Source organism: Erythrobacter sp., from assembly GCF_035194505.1.
GTDB lineage: Bacteria > Pseudomonadota > Alphaproteobacteria > Sphingomonadales > Sphingomonadaceae > Erythrobacter.
The window spans coordinates 39,054-54,831 of record NZ_CP136573.1 but is presented as its reverse complement, the minus strand read 5'-3'; the positions used below and the strand labels follow the sequence as shown (position 1 = coordinate 54,831).

The following is a 15,778-nucleotide window of genomic DNA, read 5'->3' as shown; positions in this document are numbered from 1 at the left end:
CCCTCCCCCGATGTCCAGTTCACATTACCCGCGCATGGCCGAACATCACCACCCCGCCCTTCTGCGCGCCCTCGTGCTGGAAAACGGCGTCGTGCGCGAATTGTTCGGGCAGGAAGCCAGTGACCATGCCGGAGCCGGCTTTGTCTGGCTCCATGTCGACGGGGCGCCGAGCGGCGAGCGGCCCGATCTGCCCGCCTATGTGCCCGATCCCGCCGCCAACGCCCTGCTTGCCAGCGAAACCCGTCCGCGCTGCGACGAGATTGATGAGGCAGCGCTTATCAACCTGCGCGGCACCGGGCAGGCGTCGCCCAGCGACAGCGAGCCGCTGGTCTCGATCCGTGTATGGGTCGAAGCGCGCCGCGTCACCTCGGTCTCGCGCAAGCCGCTCGCCGCGCTGGGCAAGGTCGAGGAGGCGATGCGCGCCGGGCGGTTGGCCGATGGCGGGGATTTCGTATCGGTGCTCGCCCAGACGATCAGCACCGAACTCGATCCCCGCATTGCCGATCTTTCCGACGAACTTGATGATTGCGAAGCTGCAATAGAAAGCGGCGACATCTACGCCTTGCGCCGCCGCATCTCCGTGCTGCGATCACAGGCCATTGCGCTGCGCCGCTTCATCGCACCCGACCGCAATGCGCTTGTCACCATGGCGCAGCTCGAATTCGACTGGATCAGCAAGGAAGACCGGATGCATCTGCGCGATGCCGCGGACCGCTTTGCGCGCATGGCCGAAGAACTGGAGGCAGTGCGCGAGCGGGCGGCGCTGCTGCACGAACAGCTCACCGATCTGCGCACCGAACAGATCGACCAGCGCAGCCTTGCCATCGCGATTGTCGCCTTCATCTTCCTGCCGCTGACCTTCGTCACCGGCCTTCTGGGCATGAACGTCGAAGGCATTCCCTTTGCCGATCATCGCTGGGCCTTCTGGGGTGTGGTCGCCTTCTGCCTCGTCATCGGTGCGATCGTGGTCGGCTGGTTTGCCGTCAAGCAGTGGCTGGAGGATTAGGCCGCCTTACGCTGCCGCCGCATTGGTCTGTTCGAGGATCCACTCGGGTATCGCTTCCTGTTTGAGATCGGACAGTTCCAGCCCGAGCGCGCGGACCCCGTCATAGCGATCGCGCGGGGCGTAATCGGCAGGGCGCTGGACGAACACCTTGCCTCCCGCCTCGGCTAGAATTCGGAGGCCGCGAACGCCGTCGGCCCCGCTGCCGGTGAGCAGGCCGCCGAGGACCGGCAAGCCGCTGCGAGCGAGCGCGCCGAACAGGAGGTCTGCCGACGGGCGGCACCCATTGACCGGATCGCGCTCGACCAGCCGGAGGCGCGGCGGCGTGCCCGGCTCTGTCCGTCGTCAGAACATTCGGCACAACACGGGGCGTAAATTAGCGGAGTGCGGGCCTCGTCCGGGGGTTGATGTTACGCGGCGAGGTTGCGGTGTTGCAAGCGCCGATGTTCGATGGTCTGTCGCTTGATCCTTTCACGCTGTTTGATGATGGCTGGGGCCCTGCCGAAGTAGGCGTCGGCGGGTGTCACGTTGGACAGCGCTTCGTGATAACGCTGGTGGTTATAGTGCTCGACGAAGGCCTCGATCTGGGCCTCGAGGTCGCCGGGCAGGAAGTAGTTCTCCAGCAGGATGCGGTTTTTCAGGGTCTGGTGCCAGCGCTCGATCTTGCCCTGGGTTTGCGGGTGCATCGGGGCGCCGCGCACGTGGCTCATCTTGTTGGCCTCGATGTATTCCGCCAGTTCTCCCGCGATGTAACTGGGACCATTATCGCTGAGCAGCCTTGGCTTGTGCAGCACCGTGGCGCTGTCGCAGCCGGAAGCTGCCAGGGCGAGGTCCAGCGTGTCGGTCACATCCTCGGCCCGCATGTTGGTGCACAGCTTCCAGGCGATGATATAGCGCGAGAAGTCGTCGAGCACGGTGGAGAGATACATCCAGCCCCACCCGATGATCTTGAAGTAGGTAAAATCGGTCTGCCACATCTCGTTTGGCCGGGTGGTCTTGGTATGGAACGCATCAGCCGCTTTCACCACGACATAGGCCGGGCTGGTGATTAGGTCGTGTGCTTTCAGCAGGCGGTAAACCGTGGCTTCGGACACAAAGTATTGGCGTTCATCGGTAAATCGCACGGCCAGTTCGCGTGGGGACAGCTCGCTGTAATCCAGCGCGAGTCCGACGATCTGATCCTGCACCTCAGGCGCGATGCGGTTCCACACCCGGCTCGGCGCGGAGGGCGATCTTCCAGCGCCTCCGGCCCGCCCTCGAGATAGCGGTCATACCAGCGGTAGAAGGTCCGACGGGCGATGCCCAGCTTGTCGAGCGTCCGCTTGGCGGGCAGGTGGGACTGCTCGACGACCCTGATGATCTCAAGCTTCTCGGATGCGGGATACCTCATTCTTCGCCCTCCCCATCCGCGATCATGCTTTTTTTCAGCAGACGGTTTTCGAGCGTCAGGTCCGCAACGCATTCTTTGAGGGCACGGGCCTCGCGGCGCAGATCCTGCACTTCGCCGGTGGTTGCGGCACGAGCAGTGTCACCGGCCAGGCGGCGCTTGCCCGCTTCCATGAACTCCTTCGACCAGGTGTAATACAAGCTCTGAGCGATGCCTTCCTTGCGGCACAGCTCGGCAATGCTGTCCTCGCCGCGTAGCCCATCGAGCACGATGCGGATTTTGTCTTCGGCCGACAAATGCCGCCGGGTCTGCCGCCGGATGTCCTTCACCACCCGCTCGGCAGGGGCCTTCTTGGGAGGGGCATTTTTCAAGGAGGGTTGGGTCTTCATCTTCGTTCCTTCGTCACTACGACGAAGCCCCAACCCTCCTTAAATCACAACCTCAAATCTGTGCCATTGGTGCTGACGGGGGACAGGACGGTCGAGCTATTCTGAGACGAATGGGAACCCATCATGCAAGAGACCAATGCCTCAACCATTCGCGTCCTTACCGTCGACGACAGCGCCAGCATGCGCGCCCTCTTGCTGGGTGCGCTCAGCTCGCGCGGGTTTCAGGTCGAGCAGTGCGAGGACGGCCAGGAAGCCCTCGAATGGCTCGCCACCAACGAGGTCGACGTGATCATCACCGACATCAACATGCCGCGCCTCGACGGGTTCGGCCTGATCGAGAAGCTGCGCACCAGCGCGCTGCACGCCGAACGCCCGATCCTGGTGCTGACCACCGAAAGCTCGGACGAAAAGAAGCAGCGCGCCCGCAATGCCGGAGCGACGGGCTGGATCGTCAAGCCCTTCGACGCCGACAAGCTCACCGCAGCCCTGCGCCGCGTCATCCACTGATCCGCCAGCACCAACGGGGACCTGAGCCATGCGCCACGAACTCATCACCTTCGGCATCGCCAGCCAGCGCTTCGGGATCGACATCATGACCGTGCGCGAAATCCGCGCCTGGTCGCCTGTCACCCGCCTGCCGCGCGTGCCCGATTATGTCGCCGGCGTCGTCAACCTGCGCGGCGCGGTGCTGCCGGTGGTCGATCTGGCCGCCCGTCTCGGCTGGCAGCCGACCGAGGCGACCCCGCGCAATCCGATCATCGTGATCGAACACGAAGGCCAGCTGCGCGGACTGATCGTGCATGATGTCGCCGATATCGTATCGATCGATGCCGGCAGCCTGCAGAACCCCGACGCCATGGGCCACGAGACCATCACCCATTTCATCCAGGGCATCGCGCCGCTGGGCGAGGAGATGGTGATGGTGCTCGATCTGGCGCGCCTGATGATCGACGAACCGCTCGATCTGGCGGCCTGAGGATGGCGCAGACGATCTCCACACCGGCGCCTGCCCGCAGGGGCGCGCCGCATTCACCTGACCTGCTGGCGGGCATCGGCACGCAACTCGCCGCGCTGGCCGAGGAATCCGAGAATTTCGGCCTCGTGCTGTGCAGCGATGCCGGCATTGCCGGGCGCTATCTGGTGCAATTGCAGCAGATCGACCGGCTCGCCCAGTCCTTGCGCGAAGTCGCCATGGTGCTGGCCGCGAGCGATCCCGACGCGGCAGTGGCCGCGATCCGATTGGGCGATCTGAGGATCGCGCTGGAGGAGGCCTGTGCCGGTTGATCAGGCGCTGGCGGCGGCGCTGTGCCGGGCCTACTTGCCGCCCATGATCGCGGGCGCAGCCGGGACGGGCGTGCCGGTCAGGATCGCGGTATCCTCGTTCGCGAGGATGCCGACCACCTGCGTCCACACCGCGACATTCTGGCGCAGCTGCGCAAGGTCGATCTTGTCGAGCGTATCGTCGGGCGTGTGGTGCAGGTCGAAATAGCGGGTGCCGTCCTGCTGGAGATCGATCAGCGCGCCCTTCTGATCGCGCACGACGTTGAGATCGGCGCCGCCTCCCGCGACATCAGTGCCGGCCGAAACGCCAAAGCGTGCGACGGCTGAAGCAATCTTCTTGTGCAGCACCGGGTTGCTGGTGCGGAAATTGCTGTCGAAGCGCCAGATCCGGTCCGCGCCGAAATCGCTCTCGAGGCCCACGGCGATGGGCTCGGAAAGGTGCGCCTTGGAATAGGCGACCGACCCGAACAGGCCGACTTCCTCGGCGCCCGCCATCAGCACGCGGATGGTGCGCAGCGGCTGTCCGGCAGTGCTCGCATTCTTCGCCGCAGCCGCGATGATCGCGCAGCCGGCACCGTCATCAAAGGCACCCGGCGCGTTCCACCAGCTGTCGATATGGCAGGCCAGCAGAACCGGCGGCAGCGAGGGATTGCGCCCGACGATCTCGCCCACGACATTGCCGCTCAGTGTCTCGCCGATCTGGCGCGGGTTCATCTCCAGCTTCAGCGTCACCGGACGCCCGTCAGCGCGCGCGAACATGCGTTCAAGGTTGGCGGCATCGGGCAGGCTCAGCGCGCCCGCCGGCGTGGGCGCCACGCCTTCGGGGAAGCTGGTGCCGCCAGTGTGCGGGTTGCGGTGGTGATCGGTGCCGACCGACTTGATGATGGTGGCGAGAGCCCCCTTGCTCGCAGCGATCCCTGCGCCGACCCAACGCGCAGGCCCGGCAAAGCCATACTGGCTGCCATCCTGCGTGCGGGTCATGGCATGGCTGATATAGGCAATCTTGCCCTTGAGGCTGCCCGCAGGTGCTGCGCGCAGTTCCTCGACATTGCGGAAAAACACCACCTCGGCCTCGATCCCGCCTGCCGGGGTTGCGGCGGAATCGCCGAGCGGCAGCACGGCGAGTTCCTGCGCAAAGGGCGCCGTGACGCGGGCACGGGCGATATCGCCCGGCACCCAGGTCTCCATCATGAAGGGCTCGTCTGCGACATTGGCAAAGCCGCGGGCCTTGAGCCATGCGGTGGCCCAGGCCCGCGCCCGCGCCTCGGCCTCGGTCCCGGCCTGACGCGGGCCGACTTCGGTGGTGATCCCTTCGACAAAATCCCATGCGTGCATGTCATGGGTTAGCGCGGCGTCGGCGGCCTGCTCCAGCGTCGGGCGCGGCGAAGGCGTGTTGGCGAGGGCCGGAGCGGCGAGCGAGAGCGCGGCGAGCGCAAGCATGGTCTTGTTCATGGGCTGTGGTGCTATAGCCCGCCGCTGGCCAAGTCTAGCCGCTTGCCCTTCCCCCTCCCCTTCCCTATCTGCGCAGCCAATCCAGCCGATCCCATCAAGGACCCACACAATGGCCGCGCAATACGCCTTCGTCATGAAGGGCATGACCAAGACCTTCCCCGGTGCCCAGAAGCCGGTGCTCAGCAACATCTCGCTCCAGTTCTATCAGGGCGCGAAGATCGGCATCGTCGGCCCCAATGGCGCGGGCAAGTCCACGCTGATCAAGATCATGGCCGGGATCGATACCGATTTCACTGGCGAGGCCTGGCCGGGCGAGAACATCACCGTCGGCTATCTTGAGCAGGAGCCGGAGCTCGATCCGACCAAGACCGTGCTCGAAAACGTCAAGGACGGCGCGCGCGGGATCGCCGACATGGTCGATCGCTTCAACGAAATCTCGGCGCTGATGTGCGAGCCCGATGCCGATTTCGATACGCTCGGCGCGGAAATGGGCGAGCTGCAGGACAAGATCGACGCGGTTGACGGCTGGACGCTCGACAACCAGCTCGAAGTCGCGATGGAAGCCCTGCGCTGCCCGCCGGGCGACTGGCCGGTCAAGGACCTGTCGGGCGGGGAAAAGCGCCGCGTCGCGCTGACCCGCCTGCTGATCCAGAAGCCCTCGATCCTGCTGCTCGACGAGCCGACCAACCACCTGGATGCCGAAAGCGTCCAATGGCTCGAAAACCACCTCAAGGAATATGCCGGCGCGGTGCTGATGATCACCCACGACCGCTACTTCCTCGATAACGTGGTCGAATGGATCCTCGAACTCGATCGCGGCTCCTACTACCCCTACGAAGGCAACTACTCGACCTATCTCGAGAAGAAGGCCAAGCGTCTGGAGCAGGAAAGCCGCGAGGAAAGCGGCAAGCAGAAGGCGCTGCAGCGCGAGCTCGAATGGATCCGGCAGACCCCGGCCGCGCGCCAGACCAAGTCCAAGGCGCGTATCCGCAAGTTCGAGGAGCTGCAGAACAGCCAGGACAACCGCATGGTCGGCAAGGCGCAGATCGTCATCCAGGTGCCCGAGCGTCTGGGCGGCAAGGTGATCGAGGCCAAGAACATCACCAAGGCCTATGGCGACAAGCTCCTGTTCGAAAACCTCTCCTTCATGCTGCCCCCGGGCGGGATTGTCGGCGTGATCGGGCCGAACGGCGCGGGCAAGTCGACGCTGTTCAAGATCCTCACCGGCAAGGAACAGCCCGACAGCGGCACGGTGGAGATCGGTTCGACCGTGCGCCTCGGCTTTGTCGATCAGAGCCGCGACCATCTCGACCCCAAGAAGAACGTGTGGGAGGAAATCTCCGACGGGCTCGATTACATGAAGGTCAACGGGCAGGACATGAGCACGCGTGCCTATGTCGGCGCGTTCAACTTCAAGGGCGCCGACCAGCAGAAGAACGTCGGCAAGCTGTCGGGCGGTGAGCGCAACCGCGTGCACATGGCCAAGATGCTGAAGGCCGGCGGCAACGTGCTGCTGCTGGACGAGCCGACCAACGATCTCGACGTCGAAACCCTCGCCGCGCTCGAAGACGCGATCGAGAATTTCGCGGGCTGCGCAGTGGTGATCAGCCACGACCGTTTCTTCCTCGATCGTCTGGCGACGCACATCCTCGCCTTTGAAGGCAACAGCCATGTCGAATGGTTCGAGGGCAACTTCGAAGCCTATGAGGAAGACAAGCGCCGCCGTCTGGGCGATGCGGCAGATCGCCCGACGCGTCTCGCTTACAAGAAGCTCACCCGGTAAGTGCTTCCCGACGCGGGCGTTTCTTCAGGCGCCCGCGCCTGGTTTACGGCTTCTTAAGCAGGGCTACGGCATTCTCCCTAGCGATACAGGGTCGCATGGGGGCATAGCCACGTGGTCACCGGAATTGCAGTGCCGCTCGAAGCGGCCATGGTCACCGCGACGGCAGCGCTTGCGCTCGGCGTGTTTGTGGAACGCCTGCGCCATCGCCGCGCGCTCGTCCCGGCAGCGCCCGCGACGAAACCCGTTTCCAGTCCGCTCGCCGAGCTCTTCGCGCCTTCGATGCTGGGACAGGCGGTGGAGCGCGTCAATCGCCGCCGCGCCACCCGCAAGGCCGCGCGCGCGGTGCTGACCGGCAGGATCGACCAGATCGCGATGCTGCGCGCCGGCTGGGATAGCGAAGCGCGCGAACAGGTGCTGGGCCATATTGCCGCGGTGATGAAGGCGGGCGTGCGGCGCGAGGACAGCTTCACCCAGATCGCGGGCGAAGGCTTCACCATCGTCATGCCCGGCGCCGACGAGCACGGTCTTGCGGGCGAGGCGCTGATTGCGCGGGCGCGCGCGGCGCTTGATGCGGCGCAGCAGACCGGCAGCGATCACGTGGTCGCCGCCAGCGAGATCGAGGAAGTGATCTTTCTGCCGCCGCCCGAAACGGCGAGCGCCTAAGGCGCTACCCAGCGCCCTTCCCAGCCATCTTCCGCGCCGCGCGAGAATTGCGCGCGCACATGGCCGGTGTGGGCGAGATAAAGCCAGTCGATCTCGGCAATCTCGATCAGCAGCATGGCGAAATTCTCTCGCGCGGGGATGATCTGCGCGTCATCGGGCTCCACCCCCTCGAACTCCGGCGGCAGGCCCGAGGTGGGCCCGTCCGATGCCGCTCCCGGCCCTTCACCCAGATAGCAGCGCCGCGCGAAATTGGTGCTCGCCGCCCAAGCCGCATCGGCCACCGGACCCTGCGCTTCGATCCGGCCCGTCCCGCGCAGACGCATCTGGATCTTGGCGCCCTTGTCATAGAGCAGCACCGCAACCCGCCCGTCCGCGGCCACCGCGTGGGCCTTGGGCGCGCGAATATCGGTGTGGAGCCGGAGCGTCCACGTCGCCATATCGAAGGCGCGCAGCACCATCACCCGCGCATCGACATCGGCGGTGACGATCACCGGCGTGTGCATCGGTGAATGGCGATCGCGCGCGGCGCGGATCAGTCGATTGGCGCAGTCGCTGCGGATCTCGTCGAGGGTTTCGAACATGGCCCGCGCCTTCGGAGCCAATCGTCGTCGCGTCAAGCGCGTGCAGAATTGTTCATCCAAGGTGATATTTTTCTGAATATCGCACTGACGGTTCATCCCTGCGACAGTTGCCGCAGCCTAACAGGGGGCATCAATTGGCCGCTTGTGGTGGGCGGGCGACACTGGAGGCACACATGACCAAGACCCTGACATCCCGGGGCGGCGCGCTTTCGGCTCTCGCCCTGATGCTTGCCCTCGCTGCTCCCGCCGCTGCCTTTGCGCAAGACATGCCCGAGCGCCAGCCCGACTATTCCGACCCGCCGCCGATGCGTATCGAGCGCGCTCAGCCGAGCCGTGCCGAGCGTCCGGTCCGCACCGAACGTCCGGCTGTCCGCAGCGAACCGCGCGCGCCGAGGTTCGAACAGCCCCGGACAGCCGAAGCCCCGCAGCAGCGCAGCTTCCCGACCCGCGCCGAGCGTCCCGCACGCGCCGAACGCGCCGAACGCCGGGGCAACGCCGAACAGCGCCCCAACCGCGACGGTTTCGGCACGGATGTGATGCGCCGCGCCCAGCGTGCCTCGGCCGAGACCGAGCGCCGCGCTGACACCTTCGACCAGCGCCCCGATCGCGGGCCGCGTGGCGACGGGCGGCGCGAGAACCCGCGCGGCTGGCAGGGCCGCGACGGCGGAACACCTCCGCCCCCTGTCAATGTCGGCCGGGGCGGCGACGCGCGCGCCGATCAGCCGGTCGGCGGCCGCATCGGCCAGGGTGATGGCCGCCGCGATGGTCGTCGCGATGGCGACTGGCGCGATGGGCGCCGTAATGGCGACTGGCGCGATGGTCGTCGCGATGGTGATTGGCGTGACGGTCGCCGCGATGGCGACTGGCGCGATGGGCGGCGTGACGGCGATTGGCGCGATGGTGACCGCCGCGATTATCGCCGCGACCGCCGCAACTGGCGACGCGACGACTGGCGCTGGAGCTATGGCGGCTGGAACGGCTGGGATCGCAATGATTTCCGCCGCTGGGACAATCGCTGGCGCAGCAACCGGGACTATGACTGGAACGGCTTCCGGCGCGGCAACCGCTTCCAGTTCCACCCGGGGCCCTATTTCGCGCCTTACCGCTCGCACCGCTACAACAGGCTGAATATCGGCTTCTTCCTCGACAGCCTGTTCTTCCAGCCGCGGTTCTTCATCAATGACCCGTGGTCCTACCGCCTGCCGCCGGTCTACGGACCGTACCAGTGGGTGCGCTACTACGACGATGTCGTGCTGGTCGACATCTACACCGGCGAAGTGGTGGACGTGATCCACGACTTCTTCTGGTAAGAGCCAAGTTGCCGGGCGCGCGGGTGCAGGATTGCGCCGCGCGCCCCACTTGCTAACAGGCGGGCATGAGCGCCGCCCAACTTGTGCCCGATCAGGAAGCCCTCGCCCGTGTCGGCGCGCTTGTGCGCGCGCGGCTGGCAGCAGATCCGGGCGTCTACCAAATCGAAAACGATCACTGCGAGCTCTTCGCGATCGGCGATTTTCTCAGCCTTGCCGAGTGCGAGCGCCTGTGCGCCATGATCGACGATGTGGCGCGCCCTTCCTCGCTGCACGAGCTTGATTACGCGAGCGGTTTCCGCACCTCGTACTCCGGCGACCTTGATCCCGAGGAGAGCTTCGTTCGCGGCATCTCGCGCCGGATCGACGATCTGCTCGGCCTCGATTCCGCGATCGGCGAAGCGGTGCAGGGCCAGCGCTATCTGCCCGGCCAGCAGTTCCAGCCGCATAATGACTGGTTCTATGTCAGCGAGAAATACTGGAAGCTGGAGGAAGCGCGCGGCGGGCAGCGCAGCTGGACGGCGATGGCCTATCTCAACGATGTCGAGGAAGGCGGCGAGACGCTGTTCACCGAAATCGGCATCCAGATCGAGCCCAAGCCAGGCGTGCTGCTGGTGTGGAACAACGCCCTTCCCGATGGCAGCCCCAACGAAGGCACGATGCACGCCGGCATGCCGGTGGTGAAGGGCGCAAAATACGTCATCACCAAGTGGTACCGCACCCGCCAGTGGCGCTAGGCGCAGGCCAAGGCTAGGCTTTCGCCAGCGCCTCGGCGATCAGCTGGCGGCTCGGCTGGATTCCGTAGAGCGCGATGAAGCTGCCCATGCGCGGGCCTTGTTCGGATCCGAGCAGGGTTTCGTAGAGCGCCTTGAACCAGTCCCGCAGGCTCTCGAAGCCGAATTCGGGCTGCTTGCCGATCTCGTAAACGATGGTCTGCAAGTCCTCCGCGCTCATGTCCGCCGGTGCATCGGCGAGCGCCGCATCGAGCGCCCAAAGCGCCGCGACCTCGCCATCGACCGGCGCGCGCTTGGCCAGCGTCGAGGCGACAAAATCGCGGTTATAGGCGAGCGCCTTCATCACCAGCCCATCGAGCGCGGGGTGCGCGGCGGGATCGGCATCCGCGACATAATTGCCGAGGTATGACCACACCGCCTCGCGCGTCGCGCCCGCGCCGAGCACGCCAACGAGGTTCAGCAGCAGGCTGAAAGGCACCGGCAGGCTGTCGCCCGCGCCCGGGGCTTCAGCCCCGTCATGGTGCTGGCCGGTGCGCAACAGGTGCCACACCGGATTGCCCAACTGCTTGTCGATATCCTGCGTCGGCAAGGCGGTGCGGAACTGCCAGTAATCGTCAATCGCCTTGGGAATGACCCCTGCGTGCAATTGCTTGGCGCTCTTGGGATTGGCGAAGATATAGTAGCCGAGGCTCTCCTCGCTGCCATATTGCAGCCACTGCTCGATCGACAGGCCATTGCCCTTGGACTTGGAGATCTTCTCGCCCTTGGCATCAAGGAACAGCTCGTAGATCAGGCCTTCAGGCTTGTGGCCGCCGAGCACGCGGGCGATCTTGCCCGACTGGATGCCGCTATCGGTCAAGTCCTTGCCATACATCTCGTAATCGACGCCAAGTGCGACCCAGCGCATCGCCCAGTCGACCTTCCACTGGCACTTGGCCATGCCGCCCAGAGCCGACTGTTCGACCACAGAGCCGTCCTCGTCGGTGAAGCGGATCAGGCCCGCGGCGGCATCAACCACCTCGATCGGCACCTGCAGCACCGCGCCGGTGGTGGGCGAAATCGGCATGACGGGGGAATAGGTCTTGCGGCGCTCCTCCCCGAGTGTGGGGAGCATGATCTCCATGATCGCGCCGAAATTGGCGAGCACGCCCTTCAGCGCATCGTCGAACCGGCCCGAATTGTAGCAATCGGACGAGCTGACGAATTCATATTCGAACCCGAAACGATCGAGAAACTCCCGCAGCATCGCATTGTTATGCGCCGCGAAACTTTCAAACTTTTCAAAGGGATCGGGGATGCGCGACAGGGGCTTGCCGAGGTGCTCGGTCAGCATCGCCTGATTGGGGACGTTGTCGGGCACCTTGCGAAGGCCATCGAGGTCGTCCGAAAAGGCCACCAGCCGCGTCGGCGCGCCGCCGGTCAGCGCTTCATAGGCACGGCGGACCAGCGTGGTGCGCAGCACTTCCTGGAAGGTGCCGATATGCGGCAGGCCCGAGGGACCATAGCCGGTCTCGAACAGCACCCCTCCGGGCTTCCCCTGCGGCATCCGCTTGGCAAGGCGCTGGGCCTCCTGAAACGGCCAGGCCTTGGAATTCTGGGCTGCGGAAACGAGTTCTTCGGGTGTGGTCATAGCGGTCGCGCCTATCACGCATGGCAGCGATGCTGGCAACACCAATGTTTCACGTGAAACACGGCGGAAACACGCGGCAAAAGGCCCATCAGCGCGCCATATCGGGGCTGGAGGGGGTCTGGAAGGGGTCTGGCGGCGATCATGCGCTGCCCTGCCCCACCCCCAAACCCGCCGCAGCTGTGGAGCGCGGCGTTTACTTTGCGCAGGCAAAACCCCAAGCTAACCGCTGTGATCGAGCCATCATCTCCGCCCCAACCCCTGCTCATCCCCGCGCTTCATGCCAGCCATGGCGGGCATTGGTTGCGTGATGGGGGGGTGCGCTCCTCCGCAGGCGCCACCCAGGCCGTGTCCAAGGGCGACGCGATCATGGCCGCCGCCGATACGCCGGTGCTGCTGATCAATGCCCCGCTGGTGGCGAGCCGGCTGGGCTATCCCGATCTCTCGGGGCTCGACCTGCTCGAAGCCTTCGCTTTCATCCATCCGGCGCGCTTCTGCGTGCCCACCCCGCGCGGCCTTGCCGAGGCGCTGGGCCTCGCCGTGCCCGAAAGCGACGCCGATGTCCCCGCCCTGCTCCAGCAGGCCGCAGGCGCGCTGATCGCCACCTGCCGCGATGCCGCATGGCCTGAGCGTGAGGGCGCATGGTCGGCGCTGCAATCGCTGGAACGCCTGCGCTGGCCCTGGGCGCAGGTCTTGAAGCCCCACATCGCCAAGCCCGACCGGGCCGAGCGCTGGCTGTTCGCGCGCCTGCCCGAATGGGAGGAGGCCGGCGAGCGCCCCGCCCCGCGCCAGATCGAACTCGCGCCCGAGGCTGTCTCCGCCCAGCTTGCCCGCCTTACCGGAGAGGGCGCGGAAAGCCGCGAAGGCCAGCGCGCCTATGCGCAGGACGCCGCGCGCATCTTCGCCCCCCGCTCCGCCCCCGGCCGCCCGCATCTGGCGCTGGCGCAGGCAGGCACGGGCATCGGCAAGACGCTGGGCTACCTCGCCCCTGCCTCGCTCTGGGCAGAGCAGGCGGGCGGCACGGTGTGGGTCTCGACCTTCACCAAGAACCTGCAACGGCAATTGCGCGCCGAAAGCCGCCGCGCATGGCCAGCCAAGCGCACCGACGGCACCCCGCCGGTGGTGGTGAGGAAGGGCCGCGAGAATTACCTGTGCCTCCTCAATCTGGAGGACGCGCTGCAAGGCGGCTTTGCCGGCCGCGCGGCGGTGCTCGCGCAGCTGGTCGCGCGCTGGGGGGCCTATACCCGCGACGGCGACATGATCGGCGGCGATCTGCCCGGCTGGCTCGGCACGCTGTTCCGAAAGCGCGGTATCGCGGCGCTGACCGACCAGCGCGGCGAGTGCATCTATGCCGGCTGCCCGCATTACCGGAAGTGCTTCATCGAGCGGGCCGCGCGCGATAGCACGCAGGCCGATCTGGTGATCGCCAATCATGCGCTGGTGATGGTCAATGCGGCGCGCGTGCGCGACCCGAACCAGCGCCCGACGCGGTTGATCTTCGACGAAGGGCACCATGTGTTCGACGCGGCGGACAGCACCTTTGCGGCAACGCTCAGCGGGCAGGAGACCATCGAACTCAGACGCTGGATCATCGGCCCGGAAAAGGAATCGCGCGGGCGCAGACGCGGGCTTTCGGCGCGGCTCGCTGACCTTGCCAGCTATGACGAGGCCGGGGGCGAAGCCATCGCGGCTGCCTGCAAGGCGGGGCAATTGCTCCCGTCTGACGGCTGGCTGCAACGCCTCGCGGAAAATACGCCCTTCGGCCCATTGGAAGCCCTGCTCGCTGCCGTGCGCACCGCCACCTATGCCCGCGACGAAAGCGGCGGGATTGACGCAGGCTACGGCATCGAGACCGAAGCGGCGGGGCTGCCGGGCGAAGTGATCGAGGCCGCCAGTGCAGCCGCAGAGGCGCTGGCCAGCATCCGCGTGCCGCTGATCCGGCTGGGCGGCAGGCTCGAAGCCATTCTGGCCGATCCGCCCGACTGGCTCGACGCGCCCAATGAACGGGGGGGCCGCGCGCGGATCGAAGGCGCGCGCTTTGCGCTCGGCTGGCGGATTGACCTGATCGCCGCGTGGGAATCCCTGCTTGATCGGCTCGGCGGCCCGGCTGACCCCGAATTCGTCGACTGGCTCGCGGTTGATCGTTCCGACGCGCGCGAATTCGATGTGGCGATCCATCGCCGCTGGCTCGATCCGATGAAGCCCTTCGCCCGCGTGGTGCTCGAACCCGCGCATGGCGTGATGCTGACCAGCGCGACCCTGACGGACAGGACGCAGGACGACGACAAATGGGCGAGCGCCGTGGCGCGTTCGGGCGCGGGTCATGTCGAGGTGCAGCCGCTGCTTTCGGCGGCGGAAAGCCCCTTCGATTACGCCACCCGCGCCGAAGTGCTGATCGTCACCGATATTGCCAAGGGCGATCTGCCCGCGCTGGCAGGGGCCTATGCACGGATCATCGAGGCGTCAGGCGGCGGCGTGCTCGGCTTGTTCACTGCAATCCGGCGGCTGCGCTCTGTGCATGGCCGCATCGCCGATCGCCTCGCGCGGGCGGGCCTGCCGGTCTATGCCCAGCATGTCGATCCGATCGACACCGGAACCTTGGTGGACATTTTCCGCGACGATCCGCGCGCCAGCCTGATCGGCACCGACGCCTTGCGCGACGGGGTAGATGTGCCCGGCCACAGCTTGCGCTGCGTGGTGATGGAGCAGGTGCCCTGGCCGCGCCCCGACATCCTGCACAAGGCGCGCAGGCTGGCAGGTGGCGGCTCTGCCTATGACGACCGGATCATCCGCGCGCGGCTGGCGCAGGCCTTCGGGCGACTTATCCGGAGCAAGGATGACGCGGGCCACTTCGTCATGCTCTCGCCCGCCTTCCCCACGCGCCTGCAAGCCGCCTTCCCGCCCGGCACGCCGGTGTTGCGCGTCACGCTTGATCAGGCTTTACAACGCATCGCGGCTGGTGTTGGAAACAATCTGTACATGCCATCGCCCGCCAGCGCCAAGGGAGCCGTTCTGCCGTGAAGATCCTTGGTCTCCTGCGTCACGCCAAATCGGACTGGGACGACATGAACCAGCGCGATTTCGACCGCGGGCTCAATGCGCGCGGGAAGAAGGGCGCGCAGCTGATCGGGGATCATATCCGCAATCACGGGGTGAAGTGGGACAGAGTGATCGCCTCTCCCGCCGTGCGGGTGAAGCTGACGCTGGAGGGCGCCCTGCCCGAGATCACGCCGGTCTATGACCAGAAGCTCTATCTTGCGAGCTATGACACCATCATCGAGACGATCGAGGCCCATGCCGGCAGCGGCGATGACGAGGCCGAGGCAATCCTGATCGTCGGCCACAATCCCGGCTTGCAGGACACGCTGCTCGAACTGGTCTCGCCGTCCAAGGAAAACGATCTGTTCCGCGAAGCCGTGGTGAAGTTCCCCACCGCCGCCTTCGCCGTGCTGGAATGCGAGATCGAGCACTGGAGCCAGATCAAGCGCTACTGCGCAAAGCTGGCGCATTTCGCACGGCCGCGCGATCTCGATCCGCAGCTGGGGCCGGAGAGCTAGTCCCCGGCCCTGCG

At 66.1% G+C, this 15,778-nt stretch carries 14 protein-coding genes and 1 pseudogene; 10 read left to right on the top strand and 5 right to left on the bottom strand.

The genetic code is table 11. The features are described 5' to 3' along the window. The first annotated feature begins 10 nt into the window (after positions 1-10). Positions 11-1,006 carry a zinc transporter ZntB gene (locus RSE14_RS00300; RefSeq protein ID WP_324075088.1) on the top strand — a complete coding sequence of 332 codons (996 nt, stop codon included), beginning with the start codon at positions 11-13 and terminating at the stop codon, positions 1,004-1,006. 6 nt (positions 1,007-1,012) lie between these two features. On the opposite strand, the gene RSE14_RS00295 is transcribed toward RSE14_RS00300, so the two are convergent. Further along, complete coding sequence (locus RSE14_RS00295; protein ID WP_324076944.1) at positions 1,013-1,312, bottom strand: chemotaxis protein CheB; 300 nt, start codon at positions 1,310-1,312, stop codon at positions 1,013-1,015. A gap of 101 nt (positions 1,313-1,413) precedes the next feature. Continuing rightward, positions 1,414-2,779: pseudogene (locus tag RSE14_RS00290) on the bottom strand (IS3 family transposase). Between the two features lie 123 nt (positions 2,780-2,902). On the opposite strand from RSE14_RS00290, the gene RSE14_RS00285 reads away from it, so the two are divergent. The 3 genes from RSE14_RS00285 to RSE14_RS00275 are packed head-to-tail and all read left to right on the top strand — an operon-like array spanning position 2,903 to position 4,063. Then, positions 2,903-3,286: a response regulator gene (locus RSE14_RS00285; RefSeq protein WP_324075086.1), complete on the top strand. Its 384-nt coding sequence runs from the start codon at positions 2,903-2,905 to the stop codon at positions 3,284-3,286. Between the two features lie 28 nt (positions 3,287-3,314). Beyond that, positions 3,315-3,755, top strand: coding sequence for a chemotaxis protein CheW (locus tag RSE14_RS00280; RefSeq protein ID WP_324075084.1), 441 nt, complete (start codon positions 3,315-3,317; stop codon positions 3,753-3,755). A gap of 2 nt (positions 3,756-3,757) precedes the next feature. Further along, the gene (locus RSE14_RS00275) at positions 3,758-4,063 is read left to right on the top strand and encodes a hypothetical protein (protein WP_324075082.1); all 306 of its coding nucleotides are present in this window, start codon (positions 3,758-3,760) and stop codon (positions 4,061-4,063) included. 30 nt (positions 4,064-4,093) lie between these two features. On the opposite strand, the gene RSE14_RS00270 is transcribed toward RSE14_RS00275, so the two are convergent. Then, positions 4,094-5,512, bottom strand: coding sequence for a M20/M25/M40 family metallo-hydrolase (locus RSE14_RS00270; protein WP_324075079.1), 1,419 nt, complete (start codon positions 5,510-5,512; stop codon positions 4,094-4,096). Between the two features lie 109 nt (positions 5,513-5,621). Here RSE14_RS00270 and ettA point away from each other — a divergent pair, with 109 nt between their 5' ends. Both ettA and RSE14_RS00260 read left to right on the top strand, forming a co-directional pair. Further along, positions 5,622-7,295, top strand: coding sequence for an energy-dependent translational throttle protein EttA (gene ettA / locus RSE14_RS00265; protein ID WP_324075076.1), 1,674 nt, complete (start codon positions 5,622-5,624; stop codon positions 7,293-7,295). 111 nt (positions 7,296-7,406) lie between these two features. Continuing rightward, the gene (locus tag RSE14_RS00260) at positions 7,407-7,958 is read left to right on the top strand and encodes a diguanylate cyclase domain-containing protein (protein WP_324075074.1); all 552 of its coding nucleotides are present in this window, start codon (positions 7,407-7,409) and stop codon (positions 7,956-7,958) included. Here the strand turns inward: RSE14_RS00260 and RSE14_RS00255 are convergent. Beyond that, entirely contained in the window at positions 7,955-8,539 is a 585-nt protein-coding gene (locus RSE14_RS00255) for a pyridoxamine 5'-phosphate oxidase family protein (protein ID WP_324075072.1), read from the bottom strand. The genes RSE14_RS00260 and RSE14_RS00255 overlap by 4 nt on opposite strands. A 173-nt stretch (positions 8,540-8,712) precedes the next feature. On the opposite strand from RSE14_RS00255, the gene RSE14_RS00250 reads away from it, so the two are divergent. Continuing rightward, positions 8,713-9,849 (top strand): RcnB family protein, encoded by a 1,137-nt coding sequence (locus RSE14_RS00250; protein WP_324075070.1) that lies wholly within the window; start codon positions 8,713-8,715, stop codon positions 9,847-9,849. A gap of 65 nt (positions 9,850-9,914) precedes the next feature. Continuing rightward, positions 9,915-10,583: a prolyl hydroxylase family protein gene (locus tag RSE14_RS00245; RefSeq protein ID WP_324075068.1), complete on the top strand. Its 669-nt coding sequence runs from the start codon at positions 9,915-9,917 to the stop codon at positions 10,581-10,583. 13 nt (positions 10,584-10,596) lie between these two features. Here the strand turns inward: RSE14_RS00245 and RSE14_RS00240 are convergent, their stop codons facing one another. After that, positions 10,597-12,210 carry a lysine--tRNA ligase gene (locus tag RSE14_RS00240; protein WP_324075066.1) on the bottom strand — a complete coding sequence of 538 codons (1,614 nt, stop codon included), beginning with the start codon at positions 12,208-12,210 and terminating at the stop codon, positions 10,597-10,599. Between the two features lie 315 nt (positions 12,211-12,525). On the opposite strand from RSE14_RS00240, the gene RSE14_RS00235 reads away from it, so the two are divergent. Further along, positions 12,526-15,228 (top strand): ATP-dependent DNA helicase, encoded by a 2,703-nt coding sequence (locus tag RSE14_RS00235; RefSeq protein WP_324075064.1) that lies wholly within the window; start codon positions 12,526-12,528, stop codon positions 15,226-15,228. Continuing rightward, on the top strand, positions 15,225-15,764 hold the full coding sequence (locus RSE14_RS00230) for a SixA phosphatase family protein (protein ID WP_324075062.1): 540 nt from the start codon (positions 15,225-15,227) through the stop codon (positions 15,762-15,764). Before RSE14_RS00235 ends, RSE14_RS00230 begins: the two co-directional genes overlap by 4 nt. Positions 15,765-15,778 lie beyond the last annotated feature (14 nt).